The organism is Paenibacillus tritici (genome assembly GCF_013204885.1).
GTDB classification, from domain to species: Bacteria; Bacillota; Bacilli; order Paenibacillales; family Paenibacillaceae; genus Paenibacillus_AQ; species Paenibacillus_AQ tritici.
On sequence record NZ_JABMKX010000024.1, the window covers coordinates 16,838 to 33,912 of the forward strand.

The window sequence follows — 17,075 nt, forward strand, 5'->3', positions numbered from 1 at the left end:
AAGCAGGAGGCGTACATTTGCATGGATGGATTTCAATATGAGCTTACTTCAGAGACTGCCATTAATCTGAAATATGAGTATGGCGGCGAATACTTCACGTTCAGCCTGTACCGGGATGACCGAGGCTGGGTGCTTCATCCTTTTGACGGCATCCTGCTGAGGAATCCGGCGATGTGCACGCTTGTCGCACAGGAGTTGTTCAAGCACAAGCCTTTTCAGGTGATGCTGGCCAAGGAAGGCATTCTCTTCACCGACATCCGTTCCACCGTTAACCTAGATAATGTGAACACTCCGATTGCTGCGCGCAATGAGCGGGAGGTCCAGGGGAACCCGGCCGACGACCTGATGGACTTCGTGCAGCAGCACTCCATTGAAGAGGTCATTGATTACGAATGCAGCCTTGTTGATAACCGCATCTCCTTCTATAGAGAAATCCTGCAGCGGATGTTCATGGATAATCTCGGCCCCTCAGATCCGGAGTTCCAGAAGGTGCAGGATATTGTCCGTATCTACGAACAGACCCTGGATCAGTTATCCAGCCTGAATGGTCCAAGCCTGGACTTCGGGCGGCGCGGCAGATGATAACCTCCTCACGTATGGACGGAGACTCTACTAATCTATTGAAAGGCTGGTTCTAATGACACTTGAGCTAATCAAGGGACAAAAATGCAGCTTAACCAAAGACGCTCCCGGCCTTACCCGGATCATCGTAGGCATGGGCTGGCACAATACACGGCCTGAGGTGGAGTTTGATGGCTCTGCCTTTTTACTTACACCGGCCCAGACGGTCTCTGCAGATGAGGACCTTATTTACTACGGCAATCCCTCAACACCGAACCAATCCGTAACTGTAGTCCTGTCCGATCAAGCGGCTTACGCAGGGCTGACCGACAACATACAAATCGTTGTAGAGCTTAGTCAAATTCCTGCAGCCTATGAGCGGATTGCATTTGCGCTTACGATTTATGAGGCTGAGAAGCGGCAGCAGAATTTCTCGCTGCTACAGGATGCCTATATACGAATGATCAACGCTGCGGATGGAACAGAGCTTGTGCGTTATACGCTGGGTAATGCTTACACTGTGGAGACCGCCATTGTCGCCGGAGAAATCTACAGATACCGGAACGAATGGAAATTCAGCGCTGTAGGTTCCGGGTATGCCGGAGGCTTGGCTGCCTTGTGCAACAGTTATGGGATACAGGTCAATGACATCCCGCTGCCCGCCCCACCCGCCGAACGGATAATTCAAACGCAGCCGTCCCGCCTTGTTCTGCCGGAGCTGCGGTCACGGCCCAAGCCTGCCGGCAGTGTGCCTCCTGTTTCACCAGCAGCGCCAGCCTCACCTCCAGCCCTTCCTTTGAATCCGAATACGAATACCATCCAGCTTAAGAAACGCGGGGAGGTGATCAGCCTCCAGAAAGGGATGGGCTCTCTGGGCGAGATCCTGATTAATCTCAACTGGTTCCAGAAGAAAACCCCGGGCTGGTTCGGAAGCAAAGGTGTCGATCTGGATCTGGGTTGTTTGTTTGAATTAAAAAACGGGCTGAAAGGCACAGTCCAGGCGCTCGGCGAATCCTTCGGCAGCCTGAACCGGCCGCCTTACATCTCCCTGGACGGGGATGACCGTACCGGGTCGATCGCCACGGGTGAGAATCTGCGGATTAACGGTCATTATCTCTCCGAGATCAGCCGGGTGGTGATCTTCGCCTTCATCTATGAAGGGGTCACGAACTGGGCGGAGGCTGACGCCATTGTAACCATCAAGCAGCAGAGCGGTCCGGAAATTGAAGTCCGGCTGGATGAGCATAACAACCATAAGGGCATGTGCGCCATTGCCATGCTCCGCAACCAGCAGGATGAGACCTTCAGCGTGGAGCGGCTGGTAGAGTATTTTGCCGGACATGAGGAGCTGGATCAGCGTTATCACTGGAATCTAAGGTGGGAGGCCGGAAGTAAATAGTATCCGGCCCTATCATCAACAAACAGCCCTTCCCCGTCAGAAGACGGTAGGAAGGGCTGTTTGTGTTAAGGCTACTCTACAGTATGATCCACAGATGCTGCCTGGATATTGCCGAATGCCCAATAGCTCGCCGGGACATCATTCCATTTCTGGACCGCACCCGTCAGCGGAGCGATGCCAAGAGCACGGTTAACGATGGTTACGGCTTCCGCGCGTGTTAAGGTCTGGTTCGGACGGAAGGTGCCATCTTCATAGCCTGTAATGATGCCTGCTTGTGACATTCTATTAATGGCTGCCTGGGCCCAGTGTCCGGCCACATCACTGAAGCTGGCTGCGTTGCCCTGGGCGCCTGGAATCAAGCGGGATAACATGGTCGCCATCTCGGCTCTTGTAATCGTCTGGTTAGGCTTAAAGCTGCCGTCTCCATAACCTTTCATAATGCCGCTTCTGGTCACTTGATCAATTGCATTCGCCGCCCAATGTCCGGCAGTGAGATCAGCGTAAGATACGCCAGAAGTGACTGCGGACTGGGTGAAGGTGCGGGAGATGATGCTGGCGGCTTCCGCCCGGGTGATGCTGTTCCCGGGTCTGAAGGTACCGTCGGCATAACCCGTCATATAAGCCTTCACTGGTACCGCAGGATCTTCTGCCAGAACAACGGTAAATGTACTGAATTTATTGATACTGAATTGAATCCCGGACTTTCCGGTCTGGCCGAACGGTACAATTTCACCCTTGACCAGTTCTTTGGTGCCGTCGCTATGCTCAATGAATACCGCCAGCGCCTTGAGCTGCTCCGCTGTTAACGAAGTGTTGTTAAGCGGCAACACCAGCGTAACCGGGCGGCTCTGCAGGTTGGTCTCTATCGTTACCGGACGGCCCACCAGAGTGACCGCTGCACCGCGGGATACACTTTGCACCTGTGCTTTTGCACGGGCTTCAGCCTCTGTAGTCTGCTGCTGCGTTTTCAATGGAACCAGGTTGAAATAAATATCTGTATCGAATCCAGCCAGCGAGCTGGCCGGCACCTTCACTTCCGCATTAACCGTGAAGATATCCAGTGTGATCTGGTTATCGGCAAGCTGCTTACCGGAAGCTGCCGGAAGGGTCAACCGGGTCTCCGCAACCTCATCATTCTTATCTGGTACGATGATTCTGGCAATACCGGAACCGGCAGCCTTAAGTTCATTGATCGCCCGGATGGCCTGCTCCAATGTGAACGAGATGGCATCCTTTTTCACACCGTTAGCATCCTTCGTACGGCTAATGACAACCGAGGATACTGTGGAGCCTTGGGTTGCACCATTTTCAACGTTCGCATTAATAGTTTCCGTCTGGGGGCTTGGTGTTGCTACCGGACCCGGCGCTACTGGACCCGGCCCTGGACCGCCGCCCGGTGGAGGAGGATCTGTTGGTGTGACCGGTACAGGAACGGTGGAGAAGCTCCAGAGTGTTTTATCCGCAATTCCTGCATAACTGTTGCCTGATTCATCTGTAAATGCACCCGGCTGAATCAGTACATAATAGCTGACGCCTTGCTTAAGCAGACCGCTTGTATTGATGCTGACGGTAGAGCTCGTGATGGTGACAAGCGCCGGGTTACCCGCTGTAATCTTCGTTACAAGCTCATCATTCGCTGCATTCACAAGTTCAATATCTGCAGCCCCGGCTAACACATTCTCATTAAAAGTCAGCGAGAGCGCTGCGGTTGTAGGTATATCAGTTGCATTGGCTGCCGGACTGTATGCTGTTACCAGGGGCGCAGCTGTATCCGGGCCGCTGGTTGTTACAAACCGCCAGGCTGTGATGCCTGCGATGCCCGCGAAGCTGTTGCCTGCGGTGTCTGTAAACGCGCCTTCTGTAATACGTACAAAGTAGCTTGTCCCCTGCTCCAGGTTGTCAGCCGGATTAATCGTTACTGCATGATTCCGAATCGTTACCCTATCTGAATTCGCAGCAATCGTCATGACCGGATGAAGTTCATCTGTGCTGCGGAAAATCTCAATGTTCCCGGCCGCCGCCAGCACATTCTCGCTGAAGGTAAGGACGAGATTAGCGTTAACGGCTACTTCTGTTGCCCATGGCTCCGGAGAATAGGTGCTCACTGTTGGTGAGGTTCTATCCGGTACATCGGTTGTTGTGAAGTTCCAGGTGGTGCTGTCTGCGATACCGTCATAGCTGTTGCCTGCGGTATCTGTAAATGCCCCGGCTCCAATGCACACATAGTAACTTGTCCCGTACTTCAAATCATCCGCAGGATTAATCGTCACTACATTATTCAGGATGCTTACATTCCCGGAAGCAGCGGGAATCGTAGCTACCGGTGCATTATTCACACCATTGTAAATCACAACACTGCCTTCCCCTGCCGTTACATTCTCGCTGAACGTAAGAGTAAGATTAGCGTCTGTCCCTACACCAGCCGCCCCATTGATAGGCGTATAATTGTTTAATATGGGTGCGGTTGTATCAGGCGCAGCCGTAGTTGTGAACTGCCAGGTGGTGCTGTCCGAGATCCCGGCAAAGTAGTTGCCGGATGGATCTGCAAATGCATCTTCCGTAATCTGCACATAGTAGCTTGCACCATATTCCAGATTGTGGGCCGGATTAATCGTTACTACATTATTCAGGATGCTTAAGTCCTGAGCTGATATCGTAGCTGCCGGTAGGTCGGTCGCACTGTTATAGATCACAATACTGCCTTCCCCTGCCATTACATTCTCGCTGAAAGCAAGCTCAAGATTCGTTCCAATAGCTACCTCTGTTGCCCCATTCTTAGGCGAGTATGTGCTTACGATTGGTGCCGTTCTATCTGGCTCACTGGTTGTTGTAAACCGCCAGGTTGTATTGTTCGTGATTCCTGCATAATTGTTACCGGACATATCGCTAAATGCACCGTTCACAATCTGTACATAGTAGCTTGTGCTGTAATCCAGGTCAACCTCCGGATTGATCGTTACCACGTTGCCATCCGTGGTCACACTGTCGGAAGAGACAGGAATAGTCACAGCCAGTTCATTGCTGTCCGCAACACTGCTGTAAATCTCAATGTCGCCTTCACCTTTAATAACATCCTCACTGAAGGTAAGCGTCAGGTTGGCGCCAGTGGCTACCTCCTTAGCTCCATCCTTAGGGGAATAACTGCTCACCACCGGTGGTGTAGTATCCGGCGCATCGGTTGTTGTGAACTGCCAGGTGTCATTGTCTGCGATACCAGTATAATAATTGTCTGACGAATCTTTGAATGCTCCGTCTCCGATGTTCACAAAGTAGGTTGTACTGTATTCGAAATCTTCAAACGGAGCGATGGTTACCACGTTGTCCAGAACAGTAACATCATCAGAATCAACTTGAATTACCGCTACCGGATAATCTTCGTCGGTGCTTTTGTAAATCAGAATACTTCCGCTATCCTTCGTCACAGGCTCATCGAATGTAAGCGTCAGATCCGCGTCAATAGCCACTCCTGTCTCACCCTGCACAGGGGAATAATCGCTTACGGTTGGAGCTGTCGTATCTGCTGCTCCAGCAACTGTCGTAAAGCTCCAGTCACCCGCTGCAATCGCTGCGTTTCCGTTTTCGCTCTCATTGATGAACGCATTTGCGTCCACTGTAACGACATATTTAGTATCTACTTTCAGATCCTGACCGGGATTAATCGTTATGGTATCATTATCTACCGTCACCCTGCTGTCTTCCGCCGGAATCGTTTCAACCGGAGTGGACAAATCCGCAGCCTTGAATATTTGAATGCCAGCTTCCCCACTGGCAGCCGTCACCTTCTGATTGAAGGTCAATACCAGATCTGCATTGATTGCCACATCGGTCTCATCATTGCCTGGAGTCAGACCCATAACCCGCGGAATGTCGGGAACCATATTAGACACAATCATCACGCCCGAGACGCCAACTGCAATAAAACGTTTGTGACTGGGATTGAACCCGATGCCGTTAAGCTTAGCAGTCGTGCCTGTAGTCTCAGGCAGCCAATTCTGCCCCATATCAGCAGTGGAGAACACCTTCCCTCCGTCTCCTGCAGCCATAAATACGCCGTTTCCGAAAGCCGCTCCATTCAGATTCACTTTCGATTCAAGGAGCCTCTCCACGCCTTTCGAACTCTCTGGTGAGATTACAATGATTCCTGATGCACCAACCGCTACGAATATACCGCCGCCAAAGGTGATTCCGTTCAAGTTCAGGTTTGAGTTATCGGTTATTTTGCGGTTTACCTTTTCCCAACCCTTATCTATCGTGTACGTTAACACTGTACCGTTATTGCCAACTGCTACAAACTTGTTGTTGCCATAGGCAATAGCGTTAAGATTAACAGTAACGCCTGGAACGGATGTTTTAACCCAATTGATTCCGCTGTCAACAGAAGTAAATATGCTACCAGAATTGCCGACTGCGACCAATTTCCCATCGCCATATGCGATTGCATTCAGCTTTTCATCTGTGCCCGTAGTTTGGGATGTCCAGTCCACATTATTTGCGGACGTTAGGACTGCCCCATTGTCGCCTACAGCAACATATCCGCCACTTGTGCCTGTATAAATAATATCGTTCAAGTGATCTTCTACACCTGACATACGGTCTGTCCAGGACATAGAGCTGCTTAACGTACCAATGCTTCCTCCTTGACCTACCATAACTATCCCTGTGCCTACAGCTACTGCATTTAGATTAGTGCCGTTTGGCACGGGACTGAGCCTGTCCCAAATTGCCGGATCTGTATCTGTTGAACCAGCATATACAGGAAAAGCTCCAGTCCAAATTAAACTGATCACGAGTAACAACGAGAAATACCTTTTCAATCTCCTGCCCATAAACAATGTATCGCTCCCCCTTATTCAATAATTCCACATAGAAATTTTTCATATCTGCGGTTCATTCTATCAGACAGCTCTAAACAAACTCTTAACAATTCTCGACAAAAACCGTTTCAACAGGACCTAAATAGGGTAATTGTCTCGAAAAAACGAAAACGTCCGGATTTTCTAACGTTTTTTCAAAAAAATTGTCTAAACAAAAAACGCACGGAGCTATCGCTCACATGCGTAATTTTAATCATAATTGACCCTTCCTCTTTAACTTTAACGCTTAACTCTTATCGTTTCTGGCTTCCTCGAAAATCCCCTTGGCAACCAGTATCGCTGATGCGGCACGCGGCCAGCCTGCATAGAAGGCGAGATGAGTTATAGCCTCAATCAATTCTTCTTCGGATAGACCGTTCTCCAGAGCCAGACGGATATGAAAGGGCAACTGCTCGGTAAGTCCACCGGCGACTAGTGCCGATATCGTCAGGAGACTGCGTTCCCGCAGCGATAACTGCTCCCTTCTCCATACCTCCCCGAAGAGCACTTCCTCCGAATAGCGGGCGAACGAAGGAGCAATCTCCCCAAAGGCTTCGAGCGCATTCGATGCAATTTTCGGATGCTTCATTCCAACACCTCCATATTCTTTAATGACATTCATTCAATCATTTGAGCAATGCCATTACCAAACGTCCAATCTTCGAATTCTGTATCGACTAGCACGACGAAGACGTCTTCTTTCCTGATGCCCAGTGCGCCCGACAACGTCTCAGCCAGCTTGCTGTAAAAGCTTCTTTTCTGTTCCTTGCTTCGCCCGGATTTGAGCGTAATTTGAATAAAGAGCAGCCCGTCACTCCGCTCTATGTTTAAGTAATTCGGGCTGTAATAAAATTCGCTTGCTTTATGGGCATGGAATACCTGAAAAAAATCATCTGGCGGCACGTTAAAATGCTCCACGAGAGCGCTCATAATTTCCCGGCTAATGACGGGCAACTGCTGGTCATCATATTTGTTCTCCAAGTAACTGACTCTGACAAAGGGCATGTTCACTTCACTCCTTCTGTGGTGTAACCTCATTGTACTCTCCGTCTTTTATTCTGTATAATTGAATTAAATGATACATAAATTCAAATTAACCGATGGAGATATCTGCTATGGACCTCAAAGAGTTAACTACATTTCAAACCATCCTGCAAGAAGGAAACTTCTCACGAGCCGCTGCCAAACTGAACTACGCACAGTCTACGATCACCAATCAGGTTCAACGTCTGGAGAAGGAACTGGGCATCAAGCTGTTCAAACGGGGCTGGGACTCCGAGCTTACAGCTTCGGGGCGGATATTTGCCGCTGAGATCGGCAGTCTGATTCGGCATTGGAACTATGTTGCGGACCAGGCAAAGGCTCTGCAACAAGAGGAGATCGGAACGCTTAGAATCGGAGGGCTGGAATCGTTGACGGAGCAGGTACTGCCCAAGTCACTGCTGCGGTTCATGGAGCATAAGCCTAAGGTATCCTGCCATTTTGTAATCGGTAACACCGCTTCGCTCTCGCATGCCCTGACTCAGAATCAATTGGATTTCGCCATTTGCGGAGAGCCCGCCGATCTCTCTTCGGTTCACTTTGAACCGTTGTACCATGAGCGGCTCTCCTTTATCGCAGGGAACAACCACCCTTTAGCCGCAAGAGACGAGATCACCTTTGAGGAGTTACTAGGTTATCCAATCTTTGCCGGGGGAGCTACCTGTTTGTATTATTCCCAATTAGCGAAGCATTTCTCCCGCTACACCGATACTCCTTTTCTGCATACCGTAAGTCAAATCTCAGCCATTGCGGGCTTCGTCCGGCAGATCCCTTCCATAGGAGCCGTCCTCGAATCTACGCCATTACCGCCGAATGTGGTGAGACTCCAGGTCACGCTGAAGGACACCGCCATCCCCGTAGGCCTGCTGCAATCACGCAACGATGAGTATCTATCTTCATCCAAGAAGCTTTTGATGCAAATTGTAAAAGAGGAGCTGCTCCACTTTTAGAAATATATACAAAGAAAACAGACAACCCTTTGCAACTGCAGATGGTTGTCTGTTGGATAATAATGTTTTCTTCATTGAAAAATGTGCATTGGTTTAGCTTCTCATTTCAAGCTTTCCTCGCTTCGATCCATTGCAAATGACGCAAAAAGTTCAGTACATCATCCAGCGATTGATAGATGCTATGATCCCTGACTTTCCCCTCATAATCAGTTACCCCAAGTAACGGAAATTGAAGGTGAACGGGATCGAACTCGGTAATCTCCTCAGCCGCATCGGGGTAATTCTCATGGGTATGATTATGAAACTTCATAATTAATGAATGATCCTTGTTATACCAATTGTAGAAAAAAGCCTGTAGATTGCCTCGCTTATCGCCGTGTTCTTCACATTTCAAATAAGAATTCCATCCATTAAGTTTGATGGTGAACTTCGGATTATACGCAGACGGATGATCTTGCGTGACATCTAAAACGATTTCCGGATGTACGTTTTTGATGTTTCCTGGATTTGAGGTGAAAACTTCCTGTGTGAACTCAGCCAAGCAGGCTCTCTTTTCTTTTTAGCAAATAGGTCCATACATCCAAATCAATATCTTCATCAGAAGTAACGAGTTCCCCGGATTCACTCTTATGCATGAAACGTTCAATAGGTCCATACTTTTCTTCGTAAGCACTAAGCTTTTGAGCTATAAACTGTAATTCATCTTCAGACTCTGTCTCTACAGCAGTTTGCATACGTGCTTGATAGGACTCCGCTACCTCACTAATTCTTACAGTCTCACCACTCGGATACTCCAAAATCGAATTGGCAGGAATATCAACATGTTTTCCTGGCTCTGTGCGAGTAACACCGTCGAACCGTCCCTGGGCAATCCAGCGGGAAATCGTCTGATGAGATACTCCCAGCATACGCGCTACTTCCCTGGTAGGATAATGCTTGACCTTGGAGGAGACAGCCTGTGATGAATGCTGAACTTGAGTAAGTTGGTATACGATGTCCTGCTGGCCGACCCGAAATTTCTCAGGGACAAGTAATTCATCATCGGATAACCGTTGAATCTTGATTCCTGAAGCCTCTACAGCATCACACAGCATTTGGTAGGTAATAATATTTTCTCGTAATTGGAGCGAAGAAAAAATATTGCTCGCATATGTCGCTTGACGTTCCCGTACTTCCAAAATATCCTGTATCGCCATACTCATCACCTCTCCCCCATTTTACCATGAAAAATGACATTAAAATAAAAATAGTTCTCAATAAATCAACATTAAATCAACATTTACGTATAGATTATCCCATTGACCATGAAAATACTCTTCAACAGAAAACAAAAAAAGAACGGCATCTGCCGTTCTTCTGTGATGGACTCTCAGGGGCTCGAACCCTGGACAAATAGATTAAGAGTCTACTGCTCTACCAACTGAGCTAAGAGTCCGTATGAAATTGGTGGAGCCAAGGGGGATCGAACCCCTGACCTCATCGCTGCCAGCGATGCGCTCTGGCGTGATGGTCAGGGGCACTGCCCTAAAAGCTATCAAATTTATATTCGCCTTAATTAAACACTTCGACTTGAAATGCACGCCCTTAATGCTGCATCAACTTTCCCACACGTAAACCAAAGCTCTGGCACTGCATGACAAAGAGATTGCAAATGTGAAAGGAAAATTTCATCTTCATTGCCTTCTAACACACCAAATGCTATATCTGAAAAGCAATTCCCTACAAATTCACTCCACTTTTCCAGATCTTCGCAACTAGCTGCGGCAATCAGACATATTCTCATAGCTTCCTCAACTGACAAATTATAATGTGAATCCATTCTATATCTGCGTACAAGAATTCGCAAATCATTGGCAAGCTCACTACTTCTAGATACAGCCGCGACTGCAGATAGCCCGTTCAATGTAGTATACAATTGGGAGCTGTCAACTAGATTAGAAAGTTGATAACTGCTTAATCTCAATGCTTTTGCAGCCATTTCTGCATACTTTAATTCAATATTAAAAATAAAAGCCGAGTTTATTAATGCAACAAATGAAGAAGGTGATACTTTCTCATTACTAAGTTGCAATTCAATAATCTCCATAACTTCAGCAGGCATAATTATTGTGTTATCACTCGTGCCCTCTAGCGGTCCTGGGAAAAACAAATTACCAACCCCAGCAAACAAATTAGAACTACTACCAAAAACTAGGTCGCGTAACTCACCATCTTTGATATGCCCCTCGTAATTCTTAGCTGCAATCAAAATACGACTAAGAAATTCAGCCTTAAGTTGTGATGCAAATGCAAAATCCGGGTTCCATCGAGGCTCTAAACGCATATCAGAAAGTGTTTGAAAATAATACTGTTCTACACGTGTAGAAAGCGCCCATTTACAAAATTGTTGAATATCAATACCTGTAATTAAAAGTTCACGTTGAATCAGCGCGGCTTGTGATAAAGATGCTAATCTTCTATAGAAAGGTGGCTCCCCTGAAAATAGCCTGATTCTTGACAATTCCCCATCCACAAGAATGAACAATGCTGAGAGAAGCTTAAACCCGCTATCACTTTTGTCAACGTCATCATCTCTGATTTGTTTCATAAGTCGAATTATTATTGGTTCAATTTCGGGTTTTTCAGGTAAAATTCGCAATCCGATTTCGACTGCACCTAGTTGTGAGATTTTATCTCCGTATTCTTCTAAAAAACCAAATATACGAATAATTTCTTCGCTCTCCAAGTCCTCAACATCAATCTCCGCTGTTAACTCAGAATGTGATGAGAGAAACAAGCTCCATAGAAAACCATTGTATGAAGTCCATTCAGATAACTGCTGGAAAAGTTGTCTTCCAATCTTTTTAGCATATTCTTTGATAGAGACACTTCCATCATAACATCCTATCAATCGCTCATAGTATCTTCTAGATGAAGGGACGAGGTTAGAAACATTGCATTGCCTGTTTTCAAAATCTTCACGCATCGAACGTGCCATAAGTATCGGTGTATCATCCAGATCACTTCGATAAGCATCCATCTCATCATCATTAAAAGAATGCTCAGAAAGAATACTTCTCCAAGACTCTCGTGCAGTTATCGGTAAATTGACATCAAAAACTAATCTATCAAATGAATCTAACCTAGTAGCTCTGTCATGAGAAAGCTCAGTAAACTGGGGTAAAATGAAAGATTCTTCACCTAAAGAAAGCAAGAAGTACGGTGATTCCTTCTCCCCTTGGTTATAAAATTCTAAATTCCACTCTCTGCCTGAATTGTCTTGTACAGTTATATTCGATTTACCTGAATATATTTTTCGAAAAGCATCATAAAGCTCATAGCGCCGAATTGCAAGCTCAGAGGTAATCATGAGAAAGTAGCTCGCGCTGCCACTGAATTCTCTTGAAAATTGCTGGTGTTCCAGTAAGGATGTGCGTACTATTGGCGGTAGTTTATTTAACATGGACAAAACAATCATTTTCTTAACATGTGGATTTCCCGCCAATTTCTCAGCTAGCTCTTCTGAATTAGACATCTCGATAATTTCATTTATTAACCAGTTTATAATCCAAGTATACAATTCTGGAGACTCTTCTTTAATTGGAATTAGAACCCTTTCCTCCAACCAATCCCAATATGCATTAATAGTGCTGTTGGGGATGTTAGAAGAAGGGGTAAGAAGCATTAGAATAAAAACACCTCTACCCGTTTTAACGAGATTATCGGCAATTTCTTTTTCATAGAATTGGCTCCATCCACGAATGTCCATCAGATCAAATATCCAATTAGAGTATGCTATAACTTTGTTAAGATCTGTTCCCACCCTCCAAAATTTCATTAGCACCTGGAGTAACGTTTTAAAGGTATTATCTAGCCAATTGGCTTCTTTCGGTAATTGAAACCAACTACTCATTCTAACTTGTAAAATACTTTCTCGAATGGCCTTTAGCTCTGCTGTCTCAATAACGACTTCTTCCTTGACAGAAGCAGCAACAAGTGAAGCTTCCAACTCGTTAGTGGCTATCGGTACAAGATAATACCCCGCTCGTCTTAATTTGGTTTTGATCTCCAGCAGTTCGTCAGAATTTATAGTGCCATTGGAAGCCATCATCTCCAGAACATCCACTGTTGATAGAGTTTTCGCCTGTGCCTGACCGTTATCAACATGCTCGTGCTGGTTAAGAAATCTGTCATCAGAAAGAATGGCATCACAATAAGTTGCTAATGAAATCACCCCTACAGTTGGATGATCAGTTATTGATTGCTTATCCCACTCTTTAATGTTCTGTCTTCTACCAATTTTAATTTTTCCATCCTGAATCCGCAAACTTACAACAGATCTTATTCGCTCAATCGATTGACTGACGTCACTGGAGATACTCTCATATGAGATTAGTTCATTTGCTTCTAACACTTCTCTTGTTGATATAATTGCAGTAAAACCAGCAGCTTGAATTTTCCCAAGCATTCCAAGATGCAAAAAATAGTTGACAGCTACATCATCCAAGTAGAGAATAGCACCATTCTTAATTTCAGGCTGATTTGGCCAAGGCTTCTCATGAAACTGTAAATAGGCAGTTGCTCTTTTATGTTCTTCAGCAGTGATTTGCCCCTTTTGTCGTAACTTATCTACAATGATTTGACAACTACTCATTGTAGCTGTGTGTGCAGTCAAATCAGCTTCTTCTTCCATAAGTGAATTAATGCGATGAACTGGTGAAGACCTAACAACAATACGTTGAATATTATCCTGTCTATCCTTTTCAGCTTCTGAAATCAACTTTGCCAGGGAATCACCTATCTGATTTGATAGATCATTATCTATTAATGCACTTTGAACAAACTTCTCCAAAACACCTGTTGCAATCAAATTACTTACTTTATGAGCATCTTTAATCCGACTTGGTTGATGAAATGAGACTTTTTGTTTCTCCTCGAATAACCAGTGCATAGTTGAGTGTGGTAAATATATCGTATTGAAATAGTCAAACACTCTCTCCAAAAGATCCAAAAAACTCAACGTGAGTAAAGCGGTGGCTTCAATAGCAATATTATCCACTTTATCCAAATTCATCGCTTGTCTATTACCATTGTAGGCTGGAATAGTAGATCTACGTCTTGGATCACTCAGAGACAAGTTTACTAGAGCTGGAAAGAGCATGAAATTTATCAATGATCTATTTAGCGAATCAGCTGCAAGAAACTGTGGGATTTCTCCACGTTTTAATAGAAGCAAAGTTTCTGACTCTCTTTGTTCCCAATCAGGTTTACGATCAATTAGGTCTTTTAGAGTCATTGTTTGAATGGGGCCATCTTCACCGGAAAGATCAGCAGCCATCTGTAGCCATTGAGAAATTTTTATATCATTTTCCCATCCAGCAGTAGTTGCTAAAAAGTAAGCAGCAGTTAAAACATTCGCATCATTCACACCTTTTTCTGATGCTGCAAACATTAGATCCTTAGCATAAGGAGAAGTTAAATGATAGGCAAGTTGAGCGGTTTTAATCAACTCATAAGCGCTCCTATCATCTTTTTCCATATATTCATTAGCAACAAAAGCAGTAAGATAGTGCCACTCTCCGAGAGCAATCCCCAGACTAACTTGCAAAGCACGATAATTGCTATCTTTTTTAATATAATTGTTAAGCTTTTCAAACTCAGAACGTGCTTTAAGTAAGTCACCCTCATTATACAATGCCCAACAATACAATAAGTGTAAACTTTTAGATTGTGACAGGAACTCATCATTGGCTTCTATCATTTCAATAAGGCGTTCGGTTTCTTGGGCGTTATATAAAGCGGTTGCTAATCGCTCGGCATCTTGTGTTGAGCGAGTCTTTTGAAAAAGAATATCACCATATTCACAGAGGCTAATCCATTCTTCTTTATTTTCTAGTTCTTCAACAAGACTGTAAAGATCACTTATAGAACCAGTCTGTTTAAATTGAGACTTTCGAATTTCTATTAAATCAGTTCCTTTAATCTCAGCTATGGTATTACGAAGACGAAACTCATCAGCGGGAGAAATCCCTTCATTTAATAGTAAATCCAACTCAGCATTCGCCTTATCAGCAAATCCAGCTTTTGAAAACATATCAATCTGGAGAAATCGAAGTGATTTTCGATCAAAATAAGTCTCAAGTTCTTCAGAGTGTCGTATCACATAATTTGCAATGTCTTCTGGATTTTTTCGAGTAAAAGCGAGCGCAAAGCGAGTTATTGCTGCGTCACGAGTGATACCACCATTCAGAGCAATTTGTCGTTCAATCTCCTGTTCTACCATTATAAGATCTAATTTAATGTCGAACTGTAACCCCAGAGGTACTAGCCCCAGAGAAGTCCTGGGATCGCGTAATTTCTCCTCCAAGCGTTGTCTTCCTTTGGTATAAAACTCCGGTTCAGTCATTTCTAGCCAAATCGCATATTCATCATCCATTTTTCTTGCAGTGGTAAGCTTTAGCACCTCTGCAATTTCAGTAGCTTTGATAAAATTTTCATGTGCAATTCGACGAGCTTTAATAGCATTTTCATCTGATGCTAATGGGAAATTCCTAATATCTATCGGTAGTTGATTAAGCACTGTGGCTCTTAATTCCAAAGGTATCGCACTCGTGAGATATACAATAGCCACCAGATGATAGAGAATTGGCAATTCATCCTTATCTTTATTTGTTAATATGTAAACGATTTCCAATGCATCACTCCAACGTGCAAGTTCAAGCAGATTGGATATAAGGAATACTTTTCCTGATAAATCAAAATCCACTATTTTTATTCCTGCAATATGGGGCCAATTAACCGCCTTTTCAGCTCCTTCATGATGTGAAATAATCATCATTGCTGCTGAACGGGAATCTGGTGAATCAATACCAGCTAAGAGACTTAAAGCTTTTTTCAGTTCACCTTTCTGTGAATAAATAAATGCTTTTGCAATTTCAATTTCCTTACAACTACCCATTCCAATTGCAACTTCAAGATATTCTTCCACCTTAGATATATCATACGTTCGCACCATAAAACGCACACACAAGGCTATTGCTTGACTTTTTAATCCATTACTTCCTCCAATTAGTTCCCCTTCAATTAGTTTTCTTATAAGTACTAGGGAAGAACCCGTTGTATCAAATTCACTAAAATATCGAGATTTCCGAAGTACACCAACCTCATATTTTATTTTTTGGTCGATAAGTTCAAGGGGAAATTGAGAAAAAGAAAATACCCCGGAATTTATTGGCGGGATATCACTAACATGTAATTCTGCTGCAATATCTGAATCTTCTGGTGTATTATCATTAGAAACATAAGCACCAAAATTGAAGAAACCTGGTGTCCTTTTTTCTTCCCAAGGGCGATCACTTGCTCTTGGATCAAATTCAAATCTCCGCAAAGAAAATCCGCTTTTTTTAACTTTTATTATAGAAAAGTTATTAAAATGTCCAGGATTGTCAAACGTAGCTCCAGCAGTAATGTTCCATGCAGCATCTGCTATCTTATCAGGTTTCCTGATACTTCCATGAGTATGGCCAGTCAGAATAAGATCGCATCTTTCGGCTAGATAATCAATTGTGTTTGGACGATTTCCTAAAGCATATCCTGTATGTTCGCTATCATTTAACCATTCGCGCGGATGATGAATGAGAGCAATACACGGTGAATCAGTTGAGTCTCGTTTAAGCTTAAGAAAACCATCGTTTTCCACTGCTTGAATATGAGAGAGTCCTACCCATAATTTAGACCTGTCATCATTATCTATACAAAACCAAGATGAGTTAAAACTTACGAAGCGCATACCATTAACTTCTCTAGCACCAACAAGATATTGCTCATCTTTTAGAATTTTAAAGGGAATAATACCAAACGATTTACAAAAGGATGCAAAATGTTCAAAAGGTTTTAAAATATGAGACGGAACTGGCCACTCCAACCATTTATCGGCAGTCTCTGGATTAGATGGATAAGATAATCCTCTGGTTTCTGTACGATTAACATCATGATTTCCAGCACATAATATTATTTTTGAAGGATCTAGTCTAGTAGCTTCCAGTAATTTTGACAACCATTCACTAGCCTCTACATAATCTTCAGCTGAACCAGCATATCCAATATCTCCAGAAATACATATTATAGTTGGTTGCCATTCGGGTGATTGTTCTTTTATACATTCAAGCAAGTTATTAAGACAAAGAGTACGCATAGCGGTTTTTGACAGGTTTCCTCTTTCAGAGCCAAAATGAAGATCCGATAGGTGTAGAATAACTTGTTCCATAAATAGACCACCTTGCAACTAGTGAT

9 protein-coding genes and 1 tRNA gene are annotated in these 17,075 nt (G+C 44.4%); 3 read left to right on the top strand and 7 right to left on the bottom strand.

Annotated elements, in window-relative coordinates:
- Nucleotides 1-21: 21 nt before the first annotated feature.
- Nucleotides 22-582: a hypothetical protein gene (locus tag HQN87_RS28765; protein ID WP_173140299.1), complete on the top strand. Its 561-nt coding sequence runs from the start codon at nucleotides 22-24 to the stop codon at nucleotides 580-582.
- A 55-nt stretch (nucleotides 583-637) separates the two neighbouring features.
- Entirely contained in the window at nucleotides 638-1,960 is a 1,323-nt protein-coding gene (locus tag HQN87_RS28770) for a TerD family protein (protein ID WP_173140301.1), read from the top strand.
- A gap of 71 nt (nucleotides 1,961-2,031) precedes the next feature.
- Here the strand turns inward: HQN87_RS28770 and HQN87_RS28775 are convergent, their stop codons facing one another.
- From HQN87_RS28775 to HQN87_RS28785, 3 genes are all read right to left on the bottom strand, one after another.
- Complete coding sequence (locus HQN87_RS28775) at nucleotides 2,032-6,747, bottom strand: Ig-like domain-containing protein (RefSeq protein ID WP_173140303.1); 4,716 nt, start codon at nucleotides 6,745-6,747, stop codon at nucleotides 2,032-2,034.
- 313 nt (nucleotides 6,748-7,060) lie between these two features.
- Nucleotides 7,061-7,402 carry a carboxymuconolactone decarboxylase family protein gene (locus HQN87_RS28780; protein ID WP_173140305.1) on the bottom strand — a complete coding sequence of 114 codons (342 nt, stop codon included), beginning with the start codon at nucleotides 7,400-7,402 and terminating at the stop codon, nucleotides 7,061-7,063.
- A gap of 29 nt (nucleotides 7,403-7,431) precedes the next feature.
- Nucleotides 7,432-7,818, bottom strand: coding sequence for a tautomerase family protein (locus HQN87_RS28785; protein ID WP_173140307.1), 387 nt, complete (start codon nucleotides 7,816-7,818; stop codon nucleotides 7,432-7,434).
- A gap of 110 nt (nucleotides 7,819-7,928) precedes the next feature.
- Between HQN87_RS28785 and HQN87_RS28790 the strand changes: the two genes are divergently transcribed.
- Nucleotides 7,929-8,804 carry a LysR family transcriptional regulator gene (locus tag HQN87_RS28790; protein WP_173140309.1) on the top strand — a complete coding sequence of 292 codons (876 nt, stop codon included), beginning with the start codon at nucleotides 7,929-7,931 and terminating at the stop codon, nucleotides 8,802-8,804.
- A 106-nt stretch (nucleotides 8,805-8,910) separates the two neighbouring features.
- Here HQN87_RS28790 and HQN87_RS28795 read toward each other — a convergent pair whose 3' ends face one another.
- The 4 genes from HQN87_RS28795 to HQN87_RS32165 all read right to left on the bottom strand — a co-directional run bounded on the left by HQN87_RS28795 (nucleotide 8,911) and on the right by HQN87_RS32165 (nucleotide 17,049).
- Nucleotides 8,911-9,345 (bottom strand): hypothetical protein, encoded by a 435-nt coding sequence (locus HQN87_RS28795; protein ID WP_173140311.1) that lies wholly within the window; start codon nucleotides 9,343-9,345, stop codon nucleotides 8,911-8,913.
- Complete coding sequence (locus HQN87_RS28800) at nucleotides 9,338-10,006, bottom strand: helix-turn-helix domain-containing protein (protein ID WP_173140313.1); 669 nt, start codon at nucleotides 10,004-10,006, stop codon at nucleotides 9,338-9,340. Before HQN87_RS28800 ends, HQN87_RS28795 begins: the two co-directional genes overlap by 8 nt.
- A gap of 160 nt (nucleotides 10,007-10,166) precedes the next feature.
- Nucleotides 10,167-10,239: transfer RNA gene (locus HQN87_RS28805), tRNA-Lys, on the bottom strand.
- A gap of 120 nt (nucleotides 10,240-10,359) precedes the next feature.
- Nucleotides 10,360-17,049 carry an HTH domain-containing protein gene (locus HQN87_RS32165; RefSeq protein ID WP_216857487.1) on the bottom strand — a complete coding sequence of 2,230 codons (6,690 nt, stop codon included), beginning with the start codon at nucleotides 17,047-17,049 and terminating at the stop codon, nucleotides 10,360-10,362.
- Nucleotides 17,050-17,075: the final 26 nt, after the last annotated feature.

Excerpts from the sequence above, each read along its gene's own strand:
- HQN87_RS28800 (WP_173140313.1), bottom strand. The coding sequence starts at position 10,006 with ATGAGTATGGCGATACAGGATATTTTGGAAGTACGGGAACGTCAAGCG.
- HQN87_RS28790 (WP_173140309.1), top strand. The coding sequence starts at position 7,929 with ATGGACCTCAAAGAGTTAACTACATTTCAAACCATCCTGCAAGAAGGA.
- HQN87_RS32165 (WP_216857487.1), bottom strand. The coding sequence starts at position 17,049 with ATGGAACAAGTTATTCTACACCTATCGGATCTTCATTTTGGCTCTGAA.
- HQN87_RS28770 (WP_173140301.1), top strand. The coding sequence starts at position 638 with ATGACACTTGAGCTAATCAAGGGACAAAAATGCAGCTTAACCAAAGAC.
- HQN87_RS28780 (WP_173140305.1), bottom strand. The coding sequence starts at position 7,402 with ATGAAGCATCCGAAAATTGCATCGAATGCGCTCGAAGCCTTTGGGGAG.
- HQN87_RS28765 (WP_173140299.1), top strand. The coding sequence starts at position 22 with ATGGATGGATTTCAATATGAGCTTACTTCAGAGACTGCCATTAATCTG.
- HQN87_RS28785 (WP_173140307.1), bottom strand. The coding sequence starts at position 7,818 with ATGCCCTTTGTCAGAGTCAGTTACTTGGAGAACAAATATGATGACCAG.